Consider the following 17696-nt stretch of genomic DNA (forward strand, 5'->3'; position numbering starts at 1 on the left):
TATGTGGCAAAAAGCGCTCAGAATCATTTTGCTCCTAGTCGTTCTAGCACCACTAGTATCGTTTCTTTCCTGGTATTTTACGCCAAAAAAATACCTTACAGCCGCTATAATCGACAAAACGGTTTTTAATACAGACGGTCAGGAACACATCTCTTTTCACTGGGTGTTAAATCACAACCGCTTTATGAAAAGTGGTTCTGAAGCCTATGAAGTGGAGCGTGACTATTTTGGTTTTTTCCCAAAAAAAGATACAGCATATGCTATCAAAGGGATCGAGCGTTTTCCTGCTGAAGCATTAAGCTTATTAAGCGATGATTCAGATATGCTGTATATCACAGATACCTATGGGATTTACAAGCAAGAGTGGTATGCTAATTACAGTAAAAGACCAGGGGTTTTATACGGTGGATTGAGTGAAAAGGATATCAATTTCATCAAACAGATGAAGGCAAAGCAAAAGCCGGTTATCGCAGAATTTAACTGTTTGTCCAGTCCGACTCCAAAACCTATTAGAGCAGCGTTTGAAGCATTATACCATGTGCGTTTCACAGGCTGGAGTGGTCGTTATTTTGATTCTTTAGATGAAAATGTGAATCAAGAACTGCCTTCCTGGATTTTAACCAATTACAAAAATAACCACAACGGGAATTGGCCATTTACCAAAGATGGCGTCGTTTTGGTTAACGATGATTCGGGTACAGTGGTTATTTTAGAAAACGAAACCCATCTCAACAATCCGTTGCCTTTTGTTTATGCTACTGCAGCAGGACAAGAGCGCTTTGACCTGCCCGAAAAAGAAAAGTATCCTTTTTGGTTTGAAATTATGGAAAGTGATACGCAGGTGAATACAACCTATGCCAGTTACCAACTCGCAACCAACACGGCAGGAGCACAGGAGTTAAAAAAATATGGAATACCCAATACCTTCCCGGCGGTCATTAACCATAGTGATTCAGATTATGATTTTTACTATTTAGCCGGTGATTTTAGTGATAACCCTATAGGTTTTACGACTTCTTATTTTAAAGGAATCGGTTTGTTGAAAAGCTTTTTTTATAACGCTAAAGAACCTTCAGATCGCGGTGGGTTTTTCTTCAATTTCTACAAACCTCTGGTCACTCAGATCTTAAGTGAAACTTACGATCAAATGTAGCCGTATTTTTAGTGCGCATATCGGGTGATCAAACTGTCAGGAACTAAAGGACTTCCGTTGGCTATTTGTTGATTTCGTTTTTTAAATTCTGAAAAAGCAGTTAGTAATTCTTCTTTTTTTCCTTCATCGGTAATAGCTTCCTCATATAGGTTGGGATACAGCTTGTACAATTGATTACCATTCAAGTGATAAGTTTCAGAAACAAAATCGATCAGGTCTGTTTTGGTTTGCATCAACGGGATTTGATGGATGTTTCTAAAGGTACTCGAAGTGTCAAGGCCTTTACTCAAAAAGCTGGTTTGCTTGGGTAATGGGATCCCATGCGTTGCATTTAAGTATCTCAAAATACTGGGAGCCACGTCAAAATGTGAGGAGATCGCAGCTATTTCTTTTGTTTTTTGAAGTAGAGGCGAATAGATGATGAGTGGCACGTGATAACGGTCGATCTTAGTGCTCAATGGAATTTCAGGAATGCGATGATCTCCGGTTATTACAAAAATGGTATTATCATAATCTGTGCGCTTACGGTAGCGCTCAAATAGTCTTTTTAAAGAGGCGTCAGCATAAAGCACGGTCGCAAATTCTTCTTTAAAATTTTGTCGTTGCGTTTGTTGTTCAGCACTCAGATTTAAGCGCTGCAGTTGACTTTCAAAAAGCTTGTTATACCGCTCCTGATCATTCACTCTAAACGGGTTGTGCGTGCTTACCGTCAATATGACGTCAAGACGCGGTGTGGCAAGAGTATCGTCTGCACTTTTATCTAAATAAAACTCGTACAGTTCCTCATCGCCATATCCCCAGGTAAAGCCCCCAACCTCCGGGAGTTTTGCAAAAGTTTCAGGAAATGATGCTTCGTCAAAGATACGTGCTGTTTTATTCAAGTCGAGATATCCACTCATATTATCAAAACCGGCATCACCACCATAAAAGAAGCTGCTCTGATAGCCGTTTTTCTCAAGAACGTTAAGCAATGAGAGCTGATTAGGCATTTTATCCTGAAGCGCCAAAAATCCATTTTCAGCAAAAGGTGCCGATCCTAAAAGGGAAGGAAGCACAGCAAAGGTGCGTCCTCCATTGCTCAAGAAGTTTTTAAAGTACAGGCTTTGTTTTGACAGACTGTCTAAAAAAGGAGTGAAATTTCCCAAGTAGGCTTCTTCGTTTGTAAAAGCCCTGCCCAGTCCTTCAACAATGATAAAAACCATATTGGGTTTTCTGGATTTCTTTTCAAAAAACGGACTCAAAACATCGGTGGTTTCTGCTTTATGAAGAAAAGGATAAGCAGTAGCGGTATATTCAAATTTGCCTTGTTGGGCAATACGGCGCTCTAATAGATCAAAGTAATTTTCAGCATAAATATCGGGCTTATAGGTGGTTTGTGTAAGGTAATCTTCTGCAGCCTTAAAAAAGTGTTGTGTTTTATTAGTGACGAGATTATTGGTAAAGTCTTGCTCATACTGTGGCCTGAGATTAGGAAAACTGTCAAACATAAACACGATACCCGCGATTAAAACCAGAGCTCCGGCTGGTATGAAGTTGATGCTCATTTTAGGGCGTAAAAAGACCAATCCGGCAATGATCAAAGCGACAAAACCAAGAAACAAAAGAACAGTTCCTAAAGCCAAAACACCAGAGGCGCCTACCGTTTGTGTAATATCTTCCAGCGAATATCCAAAAAGATCAGAGCCTAAAAGGACCAGTGCTGTTTTATGGTAATAGATAAACAGCAAATTGCAACTGAAGAAAAGCACCCAAATTATATTGAAAACAATTTTAGCTCCCCGTAGGCTGATAAAGCTTATGATGAGGAATAAAACATACGCAGGAAAAATAGCAGATAACCAGAAAAGTACATCGATTATAAAACCTTTGTAAAGCAGCTCAAAAAAGCCAACAGGTAATTTTTGTGATGTTTGAAAAAGAAAGAGTTCTATAATTCTAGAAAACAAAATTCCGAGAAATAGAAAAAGTGCAAAACCCGAAAATTCATTCAAAGTTTTTTTAAGGGTGGTCATCTTTTTATCAGGTTGTTCTGGATTCATACGGTTGCGATCTGGGTTACAGGGCTAAAGTCTGTCTGCTTTATTGGCGTCGCCAAAAGGTTTAATACTGCGTCCCGATAATTATCGGGATGCCTCGAAATTGAAAACTCGTTTTCAACCAATGCCTCATGGGCCTGCCTTTGTCGGCAGACAGGCTTGGCCTGAGGTAGTTTATTCAGCAGTTTCAAGTTATAAAGTTAAATCCATTTTTTTGATAAAAAGCTGGCCCTTAACGATAACTTTTACACGGAGCTATATTTTTGATTACCTTTGTAATTAATATGAAACACGTATCAAAACAAATAATGGCAGTGTTGATGGCTTTCGTAGTACTTTGTACGACGATGTCCTTTACTGTGAATATGCATTATTGTGGCGATACTTTGTTGGATTATGCATTAGTTCAAAAAGCAAAATCTTGCGGGATGGAGCTAAGCACTCCTGGCGAAAATGCAGGATGCGATCTTCAGATTGTAAAAAAATCGTGTTGTCAAGATAAATCAGTTACCGCTAAAGGTCACGACGATCTTAAACCCAGCTTTACTTCTATAGATCTAGAGCAACAGGTTTTTATTACCTCTTTTTTCTATTCCTACGCAGCGCTGTTTACACCGCAAACGGTGACTCCAAAAGCATATACAAACTACACACCTCCGTTACTCTTCAGGGACGTTCAGACTCTGGATGAGGTTTATTTAATTTGATAATGTATGGTTAGGTTCTTTGAGCCTGTATCTTAGTTGTTTCGCATCCGCGGAAGAACTGCTTATACTTCAGTATTTAGACTGAAAAAATAGCGTTTCACACCATACATTATATCTTATGCTGAATAAAAGCATTAAATTTTTTATCGAAAATAAGCTGGTAGCTTTTTTACTCTTGGCTCTTTTATTGGGCTGGGGCATCGCTACAGCGCCTTTCAATTGGGATACGGGTTTTGTACCACGAGATCCGGTTGCGGTTGATGCCATTCCTGATATTGGAGAAAATCAGCAAATTGTTTTTACTCAATGGCAAGGCCGTTCTCCTCAAGATATTGAAGACCAGATCTCTTATCCGTTAACGTCTGCTTTGCTGGGGATTCCCGGGGTAAAAACGATACGCAGCTCGTCGATGTTTGGCTTTTCAAGTATCTACATCATATTTGAAGAAGATATTGAGTTTTACTGGAGTCGCAGTCGCATTTTAGAGAAGCTCAACTCACTGCCTTCCGGTTTACTACCGGACGGTGTTAACCCAACTCTGGGACCTGACGCTACAGGATTGGGCCAAATCTATTGGTATACTTTAGAAGGACGCGATGCAGCCGGGAATGTGACCGGCGGCTGGGACTTGCAGGAATTGCGTAGCATTCAGGATTATTATGTGAAATATGGTCTGGCTTCTGCTGGAGGTGTTTCTGAAGTAGCTTCTATTGGAGGCTATGTTCAGGAATATCAGATCGATGTAAATCCAGAATTATTGAAACAATACAATATAAGTCTGGATGTTTTGGTCAAAGCGGTAAAGTCGAGCAATGAAGATGTAGGAGCACAAACTTTAGAGATCAATAAGGCGGAGTACCTGGTACGCGGTTTAGGCTACATCAAGTCTATTGCAGATATAGAAAATGCCGTGATCACCGCTCAAGAGTATACGTCTATTCGCGTTAAAGATGTGGCTAACGTAAGCTTAGGACCTGCGCCACGACGCGGCATTCTTGATAAAGAAGGCGCAGAGGTGGTAGGCGGAGTTGTCGTTGCGCGGTATGGCGCCAACCCTATGGAAGTCATCACCAATGTCAAAGCAAAGATCCAGGAAATTAGTGGTGGGCTGCCTTCAAAAACCCTTGCAGATGGGCGAAAATCCCAGTTAACGATCGTTCCGTTTTACGATCGTACACAGCTCATTCAAGAGACTTTAGGTACGCTTGATGAAGCACTTACGATGGAGATTCTTATCACCATTCTTGTGATCGTGGTGATGATTTTCAACTTGAGAGCTTCCGTCTTGATCTCCGGATTATTACCGGTCGCTGTTTTGATGGTGTTTGTAGCGATGAAGCTCTTTGAGGTAGATGCCAATATTGTTGCTCTTTCAGGTATCGCTATTGCCATCGGGACGATGGTAGATGTCGGCGTCATCTTGACTGAAAATATGATCAGGCATTTGGATGAGGAAGCGGCTAAACCATCAAAACTTCCATTCAATAATATAATTTATAATGCTACTGCTGAGGTTTCCGGAGCGATCGTTACGGCCGTGCTTACTACGATCATCAGCTTTATTCCAGTATTTACGATGGTAGGAGCAGAGGGCAAATTGTTTCGGCCGCTTGCATTTACTAAAACCGCTGCATAACGGCTTCACTGGTCATTGCACTTTTTCTCATTCCGCCCTTTGCCGCTTTAATTTTTAGAAAGCGAAACTTTAAAAAGACCACCGCGAGAACACTTAATGCCCTTCTCATTGTTTTAGGTGTTATAGCGATTTTCTACGGAGTTTGGTTAGGCTTGCTATTGATCGCCTTTGGTGCGCTTTATTTTTTACGCGCAGCGAAAGCGCTTCCTTTCAATAATTTGAAAAATGCCGAAGGTATACTAACCGTCGTAGCCATCGCAATTCTGTTGGCAACCTATTGGCGCCCATTAGGATTCAACCGAAGCATCCTCATCAACTTTATTTTTGTAGCGCTTTTATGTGCAGCATTTTTTGGTGCATTTTGGCTGTTGCGTCGTTTTTACCAGCGTATTTTACGCTGGGCACTGGCCAATCGAATTGTGTTTTTAAGCATTCCGCTTGGCTTATTGATTTCCGGCGGATTTATACTTTCTAATGCGGGTAAAGAGTTTATGCCGGCGCTTAATGAAGGTGCTTTTTTATTGATGCCAACCTCTTTACCGCACGCCGGTGTAGAAGAAAACAAACGCGTATTGCAACAGCTTGATATGGCTGTGGCGAGTATCCCGGAGATTGAAACCGTGGTGGGGAAAGCCGGAAGAACCGAGTCGGCACTCGATCCTGCGCCTTTATCAATGTACGAGAATATCATTCAATACAAACCCGAATATATGCTGAATACCGCCGGTGAAAAACAACGGTATCAAGTGGATGAGGCAGGCTATTTTGTATTGAAAACAGGGGGCAAGACCTATAACCCAAATACCACTGAAGAAGAAGCCACTGCAAATACAAGAAGCTTTCCTGTTACCACTGAAGCTTTGATCGAAGATGAAGATGGGGAATATTACCGCAATTGGCGTCCCGATATTCAGTCTCCTGATGACATCTGGAATGAGATAGCTCGGGTTTCTAAACTTCCGGGAGTGACTTCTGCGCCTAAACTTCAACCTATAGAAACGCGGCTTGTGATGTTGCAAACAGGAATGCGGGCACCTATGGGGATCAAAGTAAAAGGACAGGATTTAAAACAAATCGAGGCTTTTGGTTTTCAGCTTGAAAAACTTTTAAAGCAAACCGAAGGCGTCAAACAAGAAGCAGTTTTTGCAGATCGCATCGTGGGCAAACCCTATTTACTCATCGACATCAAACGCGATCGATTGGCACGTTATGGTATTAGCATTGCAGATGTGCAGCAGGTTCTTGAAGTTGCTGTAGGCGGAATGCCTATTACGCAAACCGTTGAAGGTCGTGAGCGGTATTCGGTGCGGGTGCGTTATCCTAGGGAGCTTCGAGAAAATCCTGATGATCTTAAGAAAATTTATGTTCCGGTTTCCGGTGGAAGTCCGGTGCCGTTGGGCGAACTTGTAGATATCCGTTATGAGCAAGGCCCACAGGTGATCAAAAGTGAAGATACGTTTCTGGTAGGTTATGTGCTGTTTGATAAACTCGATGGCTATGCTGAAGTTGATGTGGTAGAAAATGCACAGGCAGTGCTTCAGTCAAAGATAGATTCCGGGGAGTTGGTGGTTCCGCAAGGAATAAGCTATCAATTTACCGGTACTTATGAGAACCAATTGCGTGCTGAGAAAACCTTAGCTGTGGTAGTTCCGCTAGCCTTGATCATCATTTTCCTGATCCTTTATTTTCAGTTTAAATCGGTAACAACTTCCCTGATGGTCTTTACAGGAATCGCAGTGGCTTTTGCCGGAGGCTTCATTATGCTTTGGTTGTACGGTCAGGATTGGTTCTTAAACTTCGACTTTTTTGGTGCGAATCTCAGGGACTTATTCAATATGAAAACCATAAACCTGAGTGTGGCGGTTTGGGTTGGTTTTATTGCACTCTTTGGGATCGCGACCGATGACGGTGTGGTTATGGCCACTTATCTTACTCAGACTTTTGATGCTGAAAAGCCAAAGAACAAAAAACAAATACGCCTCGCTACGTTGGAAGCTGCCGGTAAACGCATACGACCATGTTTGATGACAACGGTAACCACAATTTTGGCATTATTGCCGGTATTGACGTCTACAGGACGGGGAAGTGATATTATGATCCCGATGGCGATACCCGTTTTTGGAGGGATGATCATCGACGTGACTTCGTACTTCATAGTTCCCGTGTTGTACAGCTGGAAAAAAGAATTAGCACTTTAAAGCCATGAATAAAAGATTTAACATAGCGACCGCAATAGTATTAGGCTTCACCGCTGTGGCGACTGCTCAGGATTTGAGCGGATATATAGCAGAAGTTGAAACCAACAATCCGGAAGTACAGGCCTATGAATTGCGTTATTCGATCGCGCAAGAAAAGGTGAACGAGGTGAATACCCTTCCGGATACCGAGTTTGGTGTGGGGTATTTTGTAAGTACGCCAGAAACTCGTGTTGGCGCACAGCGCGCGCGTTTTTCGGTGAAGCAAATGTTGCCTTGGTTTGGCACTATATCAAAGCGTGAAAAATATCAAGATGCTTTGGTCGAAACAGAATATCTTGAGTATGTGATTGCAAAGCGGAAGCTGGGTCTGGCGGTCGCTCAAGGCTATTACAAATTGTATACTATTGAAGCGCAGAGCAAAGTTGTGCAGCAAAATGTGGAGCTGCTCGAGCGCTATAAGGAATTAGCGTTGAATGCGGTGGAAGTCGCAAAAGCTTCGGTGGTAGATGTGCTTAAATTGGAGATGCGTCAAAACGAATTGAAAGCGCAGCAGCAAATTCTTGAAGAGCGACGTATCGCTGCAGAAATTCAGTTTAAGAATACCTTGAACACAGCTTCGGAAGGACGCATTCTGGTTGTGGATAGTTTATCTATTCCAATAGAAGATGAGCAGATTAACTCAGAGGATCTTTCAGCGAATCCTGAGCTTTTGAAGTACGATAAATTGTATGAAAGCGTCACACAAGCCGAAATTTTAAACCGTCAGGAAGCCGCGCCAAAATGGGGCGTAGGCTTAGATTACATTCCGGTTTCTGAACGTACTGATATGTTTCCGGCAGATAATGGTAAGGATATCGTGATGCCTATGGTTTCGGTTTCGGTGCCTATTTTCAATTCCAAATACAAATCGGTTTCTCGCCAAAATGAGTTGCGACAGCAAGAGCTGGATGCGCAAAAAGCGCAACGATTGAACACCTTAAAAAATCTTTTAGCAGAAGCTAAACAGCATAAAAATACGGCGCGTATTAATTTTAATACCCAAAAACAAAATATAGCTCAGGCACAAGATGCTGAAGAGATTCTGCTTAAAAGCTACGAGACCGGCAGCATCGATTTTAACGACGTGCTTGATATACAAGAATTACAATTAGAATTTCAATTAAAACAATTACAGGCTGTTCAAAACTACTATGAGCAGGCTGCTTTAATCAATTATTTAACTAATATCTAAAACAATGAAAGAGACTGTAAAATTTATGAGTGTCGCCGTTTTGGCATTAACCTTAGCTTCTTGTGGGGATGATAAAAAATCAGATAAGGATGCTGAAGTTGAACTAGAAATGGATCATGCTATGGATGAATCTATGGAAATGGACGAGATGGATGAAATGGGCGAAATGAACCACGCAACTTCTGAAAAAACTTCAGAAGCTATGAATGAAGATACTGCGGCATTAGCGTTTACTGATGAAAATGCCATGGCAGTTTGGAAAGCTTACAATGCGGTACGTGAAGCTTTGGTCGCTACTGATGCAGCAAAAGCGAAACAAGAAGCAGCACAACTGGCAATGATTTTTGACGAAGATAATGCCAAGCTAAAAGCAATGGCTGAAGGAATCGCAAAGACCGAAGATGTTGCAGCACAACGCGAAGCTTTTTCCAAATTTTCGAATGCTGTTGAAGCTTATTTTAAAAGTACGATCAACGCAGGAACACTGTATAAGCAGCATTGCCCAATGGCCTTTAGTGGCGAAGGAGCAGATTGGTTTTCTAACGAGTCGGCGATCAAGAACCCTTATTTTGGAGATAAAATGTTGAATTGTGGTTCTGTAACAGCAACGATAACTCAATAAATACAAGCTTATGACTGACTTTTTTAAACAATGGGGCGAGGCAGCCTACACCACGGCAGGATTTTTTTGGATGGCACTTTGGGCGTTTGCGCTGGGCTATATCATAAGCAGTATGATACAGATCTTTGTCACCGAAAAGAAAATGCAAAAAACAATGGGAGGCAAGGAAACCAAAGGTGTCCTGCTGGGAACCTTTTTTGGGTTTATCAGCAGTTCGTGCAGCTTTGCGGCGCTGGCTTCCACCAAATCTCTGTTTAAAAAAGGAGCAAGTTTTGTATCGAGCATTGCCTTTTTACTGGCATCGACCAATCTGGTGATCGAACTCGGGATTATCATTTCTATCTTTCTGGGTTGGCAGTTTGTGGTTGGTGAATATGTGGGAGGTATTTTACTTATTCTGTTGAGCTGGATCTTAATCCGTTTGATCAATCCGAAAAAGCTCATTGAGCAAGCGCGGAAAAACCTGGGTGATACTGAAGCCGATGAGGATTCAGGTTCTAAATCCTGGAAAGAAAAAATGAAGTCTGAAGAAAGCTGGGCAAAAGTTTCTAAGCAATACGGAATGGAGTGGAAGATGGTTTGGAAAGACGTAACCGTAGGCTTTACCATAGCCGGTATCGTGGCGGCTTTTGTTCCTGATGCGTGGTTTCAAACCTTGTTCATCGGCTCGGGAAATGGGAATACCGACTTTAGTTTTCTGGAAATTCTAGAGCACATCATCGTAGGTCCGGTCGCGGCATTCATCACCTTTATCGGTTCTATGGGGAATATTCCGCTGGCTGCTTTGCTTTTTGGAAAAGGGGTGAGTTTTGCCGGCGTGATGGCATTTATTTTTAGTGATCTGGTGGTGTTTCCTATTTTGAGGATCAACGCTAAATATTACGGTTGGAAGATGTCGTTGTTTATTCTGTTTTTGTTGTTCACCGCACTGGTGGGAGCCTCGCTGATCTTGCATTATGGATTTGATCTTTTGAGTATGCTACCAGATCCTTCGCAGGTGACTGTGCAGGATTCTGAATATTTCAAGATCGATTATACGTTTTTCTTGAATCTCGCTTTTTTGGCTGTTTCAGGATACCTGATCTATCTGGGCTTTTTTAAGCGGAAGGATATTATGCATATGAAAGAAATGGCACCTAAAAGCAAGACTTTGGAGAGCACATTGAAGTACGCCGCATTCCTTTGTTATTTCTGGCTAGCCGGAGGTTTAATCGTAAAGTTTTTTGTCTAGCGACGACCTTATTTACAAACAAATAGTAAAATGAAACATACCTATCATATACACGGAATGAGTTGTAATGGCTGCCGAAGCCACGTCGAGCAGACCTTGGCAAAGGTGGATGGTGTTCAATCAGTGAGCGTTGATCTGGAAAATGCTGAAGCGACTATTGAGATGCACGAGCATATTCCTTTAGAAACTTTTCAAAAAGCACTTGCGGAAGATGGAGGTGGGTATAGTATTCATATGCCGGCTTCAGAAGATGAAGCTATGCAACATACCTATCACATTCACGGGATGAGTTGTAATGGCTGCCGAAATCACGTGGAGCAGACTTTAGCGAATGTTGAAGGTGTTCAATCGGTGAGCGTCGATCTGGAAAATGCTGAAGCTAGCATTACGATGAAAAAGCATATTCCGCTAGCAAGGTTTAAAAAGGCACTTGCAGATGATGGTGGGTCTTATACGATACACAAATCGGGAGCACACGGTAATCAACCAAACGACAACAAGCAAAAGCAAAAAGCCAACACCCAAGGTACCGGTACTTTTTATTGCCCGATGCACTGTGAGGGCGATAAAACCTATGATAAGCCCGGCGATTGTCCGGTTTGCGGGATGGACTTGGTCGAGGAGCAATCGCTTTCAGCCACTTCTGCAGAGCAATATACCTGCCCAATGCATCCTGAGATCGTTAAAGAAGAACCGGGAAGTTGCCCTATTTGCGGGATGGATCTGATGCCTAAAGAACCCGACCTTTCAGCAGAAGAGAAAAGCTATAATAAGTTGTTGCGCAAGTTTTGGATTGCCTTAGGCTTTACGCTTCCGGTGTTTTTGATCGCGATGAGCGAGATGCTCAGTAACAATCCGTTGTATGATCTTATGCCGCTAAAGTATTGGAACTGGGTACAGTTTGGGTTATCGCTTCCTGTCGTTTTTTATGCGACCTGGATGTTCTTTGAACGCGCGTGGCGCTCTGTAAAAACCTGGAATCTCAATATGTTTACACTTATAGGCATAGGTGCCGGGGTCGCGTGGACTTTTAGTGTTTTTGGTTTGCTGGTACCCGATTTCTTTCCGGAGCAATTCAAAACAGAATCAGGCACGGTGCACGTGTATTTTGAAGCGGCAACGGTAATTCTCACTTTGGTATTAATGGGGCAAGTTTTAGAAGCTCGTGCGCACAGTAAAACCAATTCGGCGGTAAAAGAATTGTTGAAACTAGCACCTAATAAAGCCATTCAGGTGATTGATGGAGAAGAACACGAGGTCGCTATAGATTCCATAGAAAAAGGAGCGATTTTAAGGGTGAAGCCAGGGGCTAAAATTCCGGTAGACGGTAAAATAACCCAAGGCGAAACTTCTATAGACGAATCGATGATCACCGGTGAGCCGATTCCGGTTTCTAAAAACGAAGGCGACAGCGTGAGTAGCGGGACCATCAATGGTAACCAATCTTTTTTGATGGAAGCTGAAAAAATAGGGGGAGAAACCTTGCTTTCTCAAATTATTGAGATGGTCAATAAAGCCAGTCGCAGTCAGGCACCCATCCAAAAATTAGCAGATAGAATTTCAGGATATTTTGTCCCTATTGTGGTTGGAGTTTCGATCATCTCGTTTATTCTATGGGCGATTTTTGGTCCGCAACCGGTTTATGTTTATGCCTTGATCAATGCGATTGCGGTCTTGATCATCGCGTGCCCTTGTGCTTTAGGACTGGCAACGCCTATGTCTGTAATGGTAGGTGTAGGTAAAGGAGCGCAAAACGGAGTACTGATCAAAAATGCCGAAGCCCTCGAGAAAATGAATGCGATAGATACACTCATCGTGGACAAAACCGGTACGCTAACCGAGGGAAAACCTTCAGTTGAAAAAATTGGTGCCGTACACCATAGTTCAGAAACTGAAGTTTTAAACTATATCGCTGCGCTCAATGCGTTGAGTGAACATCCTTTGGCTGAAGCGACCCTGCGTTATGCTGAAGAAAAAAACGTCACTATTTCTAAAGCTGAAGATTTTAATGCAGTTACCGGAAAAGGAGTAACCGGAAGCCTTGAAGGTAAAAAAGTTGCTTTAGGCAATAAAAAAATGATGGAAGAAGCTTCAGCAAAATTGGATGAGGTTTTGGAAAAAGAAGCTTTAGACGAACAACAAAAGGGAAAAACGGTTTCCTTTTTAGCTGTTGATAGAGAGGTTCGGGGGTATGTGGTGATTTCTGACAAGATCAAAGCCACGAGTAAAAAAGCGATTCAAAGCTTAAAAGAAAAAGGAATTGCTGTAATCATGCTCACCGGCGATAATGAAGATACTGCCCGCGCCGTGGCTAACGAACTTGATCTAACCGATTTTAAAGCAGGAATGCTTCCGCAGGATAAACAAGCAGAAGTTGCTCGGTTGCAACAAGAAGGAAAACACGTGGCAATGGTTGGTGATGGCATCAATGATGCGCCGGCCTTGGCGCAAAGCAATGTAGGGATCGCAATGGGTACGGGAACTGATGTCGCTATAGAAAGTGCCGCGATCACGCTGGTAAAAGGCGATTTGCACGGTATTGTAAAAGCCAAAAATCTAAGCGATGCCGTGATGCGTAATATCAAGCAAAATTTATTTTTTGCACTGGTCTACAATTCCATTGGTGTACCGGTGGCGGCGGGAGTATTATATCCGTTTTTTGGGATTTTACTATCGCCAATGATTGCTGCATTGGCGATGAGTTTTAGTTCGGTTTCAGTAATTGCAAATGCGTTACGACTGCGCGCAAAATCTTTAGAATAAGTATTGATGGGAAAAATTAGAGTACGTAAACAGCTTAGAAAAGCCCATCGGTATTTGGGGCTCTTTATCGGGATTCAATTCATCCTGTGGACGGTGAGTGGCTTGTATTTCAGTTGGACAGATATCGATGAAATTCACGGGGATCATTTACGCAAACCGGCAGCACCGGTAGCCTTTGAGAATTTGGTAAGTCCAACTGCGTTAGATTCAACCTTAACGATCCGTTCGGTTGCACTTCGAGAGATCAATGAGACACCGTATTATTGGGTGAATGATAATCTTTTGTACAACGCCCAGACCGGAGAGCAAAAGGAAGAAATTACCGAGGAAGAAGCCCTAAGTATTGCTTCAAAACATATGGCAGATCATCTGGAAGTTGCAGGTGTAACTCGTATAACTTCCGCAGGAAAACATCACGAGTATCGCGAGCGCTTATTGCCGGCGTATGTGGTGAGTTATAAAGGCGACGATGCGATTAAAGCTTACATTTCTACAAATGATGGGACGTTTCAAACCGTGCGACATCGCGACTGGCGTTGGTTTGACTTTCTCTGGATGACGCACACCATGGATTATGAAAGTCGTGATGATATTAATAATTGGCTTTTGCGCGCATTTTCAGTTTTGGGATTGATAACCGTTTTGAGCGGATTTGTGCTTTGGTATATTAGTTCGCCAACTTTAAGAAAGCTGAAGAAAAAGCGAAAATAGATTTAAACTTTTTTGATGATGAATAAATCAATTGTATACATAGTATTGGCTGCGATCGTAGGTCTGGGATTGGGATATGTCTTATTCAATGCTGCGGAAGAACAACAGGATACGGCTGAAGAATCCCATAATCATGAGAATGCCTCTCAAATGTGGACCTGCTCAATGCATCCACAAATTATGCGTGAAGAACCCGGTGATTGCCCTATTTGCGGGATGGATCTAATTCCTGCAGAAAGTAGTAGCGACGGACTTACCGTAAACCAGTTTAAAATGACTGAAAATGCCCTGGCGCTGGCCAATATTCAAACTACAGTGGTTGGGAATAGTAATGCCGCTTCAGAGGCGCTTACGTTGTCGGGTAAAATAGCCGTGAACGAAGACGAGACTGCTACACAACCGGCACACTTTGACGGTCGGGTAGAACGTTTGATGGTTTCTTCCGTAGGGCAAGAAGTGCGCAAAGGGCAAGAAGTTGCGACTATTTATTCGCCAGAATTGGTAGCGGCTCAGCAAGAATTGTTTACCGCAGCAAAGCTGAAAGGTTCTCAGCCAAAATTGTATGCAGCGGTGCGTAATAAGTTTAAAAACTGGATGATCTCTGATGCACTTTTAGACCAAATTGAAGAGACTGGAAAAACGGTAACACGATTTCCTATTTATGCAAGCTTTTCTGGAGTGGTAAGTGAAATTTCGGTTAATGAAGGTGCGCACGTGATGGATGGAAACCCCATTTTTAAAGTAGCCGACCTGAGCACTGTTTGGGCCGAATTTGATGCTTATGAAAGCCAGATCAATCAGCTTAAAAAGGGACAAAGCATACGCATTAGCAGCAATGCGTATCCCAACAAAATATTTGATGCGGAAATCTCATTTATAGATCCCGTTTTAAATACCCAAACGCGTACGGTAACCGTGCGTGCAACTTTGAATAATGCTGAAGACCTATTAAAACCCGGAATGTTTGTAGAAGCAAAAGTAACGGGTGTGTCTAAGGAGAATTCAGGCTTAATGGTTCCTGCTTCTGCGGTGATGTGGACGGGCGAGCGCTCGCTGGTCTATGTAAAGCCTAATGCAAATACATCTGTTTTTGAAATGCGAGAGGTCACCTTGGGCGAGAAAATAGGTGATAGTTATAGCATTGTTTCCGGATTAAACAACGGAGAAGAAATCGTCACCAACGGAACCTTTACCGTAGATGCAGCTGCACAATTGAGCGGAAAAAAATCAATGATGAATGCGACTTCAGAAACTACATCTGATGAAGCAACGGTTGCTATGAAAATGCAGTTGTCTACAGATTTTCAAAACCAACTTAAAGATGCATTAGAAGTATATATGGTTTTGAAAGATGCTTTTGTGGCCTCAGAAGTTGAACAAATTAGTAGTGCAGCAGCAGACTTAAAAGATAAGCTTCAGGCTATACCAACTGAAGCATTAGAAGGAATGGTAAAATCACATTTTGAGATGATTCAACGAAAGCTTGAGGCGATTTCGGCATCAGATACTTTAGAAGAACAGCGTGCAGCTTTTGTTATTTTGAATGAAAATATGGCTGTTTTGGTGAATAATATTTCAGGAATTGCACCTGATCTGTATTTGCAACGTTGCCCAATGGCAAATAACAGTAAGGGTGCGGTCTGGTTGAGTTCTTCTTCAGAAATACGTAATCCTTATTACGGAGATGCGATGCTCACCTGTGGAAGTGTGATAGATACTTTAGGTTTGTAAATTTATTGGCACCGCCAAAGGGTTTAATGCTCCGAGGCCTGCCTTTGTCGGCAGACAGGCTTGCCTCGAAATTGAAAATTCTTTTCCAAGAAATGCCTCATGGGCCTGCCTTTGTCGGCAGACAGGCTTGCCCTGAGGTAGTTTACTAAGAACATCAGTGTAAGAGCTTTAGCCTGCTTAAGTACGGTTGAAACAAGCTTTAGTATTTTGATTTTTAGTGGTTTAAAACGAATGAAGATGCATTGACTTTTGTAATAACAAAATATAAAATGCTTTGAATTACGAAATAAGATTGTATTTTACCCGCATTAGGATAGAAAGAACGATTTAGAGAATCAAAAATATACAGCAAACCCCAACTGCAACGCAAACTATGACAACATACAGTGTAATTACAGGAACAGGAATTTATTTACCTAAGAAAAAGGTGAGCAACAGCGATTTCTTAGACTTTGAGTTTTATGAATCAAATGGTAAACCCATCTCCAAAGACAACCAATATGTGGTTGACAAGTTTCAAGAAATTACCACGATCGAAGAGCGTCGTTATGTCGCTGATGATTTGGTAGCTTCAGATATCGCTTATTTTGCGGCTAAAGAAGCTATCGCAGATGCCCAATTAGATGCTGAGACTTTAGACTATATTATTGTCGCGCACAACTTTGGAGATGTAAAGCATGGTTCAAACCGAAGTGATATGGTACCTGCACTTGCCGCGCGTGTAAAACACAAACTGAAAATTAAGAATCCGGAGTGTGTCGCCTACGACGTACCCTTCGGATGTCCGGGATGGTTGCAAGGGATGATTCAGGCTGATTATTATATCAAATCTGGAGATGCCAAAAAGATCCTCGTAATTGGTACAGAAACGCTTTCTCGGGTTATTGATATACACGACCGTGATAGTATGATTTATGCAGATGGGGCCGGTGCGACAATTTTAGAAAGCAGGGAACAGGATACCAGAACCGGAATTCTAGCTCATAAAACGCGTTCAGACACCTATCGCTATGCAGAAATGCTCACGATGGGCTGCTCGTATAACATCACTGAAGAGAATAAAAAAGATCTTTATCTCAAAATGAATGGGCGCAGGCTATACCAATATGCGCTAGAAACAGTACCGCTTTCTATTAAGGCTTGCATTGATAAAGCGGGAGTTGACATAAGCGATGTAAAAAAGATTTTGATTCATCAGGCTAATGGTAAGATGGATGACGCCATCGTAGACCGCTTGTACAAGTTGTATGGTTATGAAGAAGCACCTGATGATGTTATGCCTATGATCATTTCGTGGCTAGGAAATTCATCGGTAGCTACAGTTCCTACCTTGTTAGACCTAATTTTGAAGAATAAGGTAGCAGACCATAAAATTGAAGAAGGTGATCTGGTAATTTTTGCTTCGGTAGGAGCAGGGATGAATATTAATGCTGCGGTTTACCAGTTCTAAACACTTTTAGCTGGGATTGCTTTACTTCAATAGTAAGAATAATAAAACCTTAAAAACTCTTTTAGAGCTTTTTAAGGTTTTTTATTTAGAATGCAAAGACATGTTCTATAATTTTCAATAATAATTGTCTTAATAAAATCTTAAACCTTAACAGTTGATTGTGATAATAAGGTTAAAAATCTTATTTTTGAGATTGTCGGTTGAGTTGTATTATTTTTAATAATAAT

10 protein-coding genes and 1 pseudogene are annotated in these 17696 nt (G+C 41.9%); 10 read left to right on the forward strand and 1 reads right to left on the reverse strand.

Annotated elements, in window-relative coordinates; all coding sequences use genetic code 11:
* The first annotated feature begins 1 nt into the window (after nt 1).
* Complete coding sequence (locus MED217_RS06975; RefSeq protein ID WP_009779787.1) at nt 2-1153, forward strand: hypothetical protein; 1152 nt, start codon at nt 2-4, stop codon at nt 1151-1153.
* An 8-nt stretch (nt 1154-1161) separates the two neighbouring features.
* Here MED217_RS06975 and MED217_RS06980 read toward each other — a convergent pair whose 3' ends face one another.
* Nucleotides 1162-3192, reverse strand: a complete 2031-nt coding sequence (locus tag MED217_RS06980) for an LTA synthase family protein (protein ID WP_009779788.1) — start codon at nt 3190-3192, stop codon at nt 1162-1164.
* 281 nt (nt 3193-3473) lie between these two features.
* Between MED217_RS06980 and MED217_RS06990 the strand changes: the two genes are divergently transcribed.
* From MED217_RS06990 to MED217_RS07030, 9 genes and pseudogenes are all read left to right on the forward strand, one after another.
* The gene (locus MED217_RS06990) at nt 3474-3896 is read left to right on the forward strand and encodes an HYC_CC_PP family protein (RefSeq protein WP_230199244.1); all 423 of its coding nucleotides are present in this window, start codon (nt 3474-3476) and stop codon (nt 3894-3896) included.
* A 118-nt stretch (nt 3897-4014) separates the two neighbouring features.
* Nucleotides 4015-7730 (forward strand): annotated as a pseudogene (locus MED217_RS06995) (efflux RND transporter permease subunit).
* A 4-nt stretch (nt 7731-7734) separates the two neighbouring features.
* Nucleotides 7735-8961, forward strand: a complete 1227-nt coding sequence (locus MED217_RS07000) for a TolC family protein (RefSeq protein WP_009779793.1) — start codon at nt 7735-7737, stop codon at nt 8959-8961.
* A gap of 4 nt (nt 8962-8965) precedes the next feature.
* Nucleotides 8966-9583: a DUF3347 domain-containing protein gene (locus tag MED217_RS07005; protein ID WP_009779794.1), complete on the forward strand. Its 618-nt coding sequence runs from the start codon at nt 8966-8968 to the stop codon at nt 9581-9583.
* A 10-nt stretch (nt 9584-9593) separates the two neighbouring features.
* Nucleotides 9594-10814: a permease gene (locus tag MED217_RS07010; protein WP_009779795.1), complete on the forward strand. Its 1221-nt coding sequence runs from the start codon at nt 9594-9596 to the stop codon at nt 10812-10814.
* 30 nt (nt 10815-10844) lie between these two features.
* Nucleotides 10845-13577: a heavy metal translocating P-type ATPase gene (locus MED217_RS07015; protein WP_009779796.1), complete on the forward strand. Its 2733-nt coding sequence runs from the start codon at nt 10845-10847 to the stop codon at nt 13575-13577.
* A gap of 6 nt (nt 13578-13583) precedes the next feature.
* Complete coding sequence (locus MED217_RS07020; protein WP_009779797.1) at nt 13584-14288, forward strand: PepSY domain-containing protein; 705 nt, start codon at nt 13584-13586, stop codon at nt 14286-14288.
* Between the two features lie 18 nt (nt 14289-14306).
* Nucleotides 14307-16019, forward strand: a complete 1713-nt coding sequence (locus MED217_RS07025; RefSeq protein ID WP_009779798.1) for an efflux RND transporter periplasmic adaptor subunit — start codon at nt 14307-14309, stop codon at nt 16017-16019.
* 373 nt (nt 16020-16392) lie between these two features.
* Nucleotides 16393-17469 carry a 3-oxoacyl-ACP synthase III family protein gene (locus MED217_RS07030; protein WP_009779799.1) on the forward strand — a complete coding sequence of 359 codons (1077 nt, stop codon included), beginning with the start codon at nt 16393-16395 and terminating at the stop codon, nt 17467-17469.
* Nucleotides 17470-17696 lie beyond the last annotated feature (227 nt).

The sequence above is a fragment of the Leeuwenhoekiella blandensis MED217 genome, from assembly GCF_000152985.1.
Taxonomy (GTDB): Bacteria; Bacteroidota; Bacteroidia; order Flavobacteriales; family Flavobacteriaceae; genus Leeuwenhoekiella; species Leeuwenhoekiella blandensis.